Raw genomic sequence first — 688 nt, 5'->3', positions numbered from 1 at the left:
TACAATGCTCAAGGATGTTCAGATACAGTAGTAACAACAATTAATCCATTTAATGGATTAAGTAATGCTGTTGTAGCACAAGTATCAGATTTAACATGTGTATCAGGCGAAGAAATCCGAGTTACATTTGATTCATCAATAGCAGCATCACCAATTACTGCAGATGTACGAGTAACAGGACCAGGAGGTTATGATGTTACATTAAACGGAACTTCACCATTAAACTTTACAGGATTAGGCGAAGGAGTTTATACAGTAGCAATATCGAATGCAGATCCTACAATAAATTGTGTATTAACAGAAACATACGAGGTATTACCAGTTACTAACTATATTTTAGATGTAACAAAGACGAGCGATATTGTATGTTTAGGAGATATAACAGGAGCGATTACTTTTGATTTTAATGCAGCAACAGATTATAGTGGCGCTTATACATATGTAATTAAACAAGATGGCGGAACTCCGAACGATTTTACAGATGATACAGATGTAACAGGTTCAACAGGAGCCGATGGTTCAGGAATGGAGTTAGAGTCAGTAGGCGGAATTCCAGCCGGTACAGGTTATTATGTAGAAGTAACTATGACCGCAACCCCAGAATGTTTAGTACGTTCAGGTTTCTTCACCATCGATGCACCAGCAGTTGCATTATCGGTAACAGGAGCAACTACAGCAATTAGTTGTG

At 37.9% G+C, this 688-nt stretch carries 1 protein-coding gene; it reads left to right on the top strand.

The features are described 5' to 3' along the window. The coding region (locus WH52_RS14920; protein WP_158091382.1) for a hypothetical protein at positions 1-688 on the top strand (688 nt) is incomplete at both ends.

It is taken from the genome of Tenacibaculum holothuriorum (assembly GCF_002120225.1).
Lineage (GTDB): Bacteria > Bacteroidota > Bacteroidia > Flavobacteriales > Flavobacteriaceae > Polaribacter > Polaribacter holothuriorum.
This window is presented reverse-complemented; position numbering and strand designations above follow the sequence as displayed.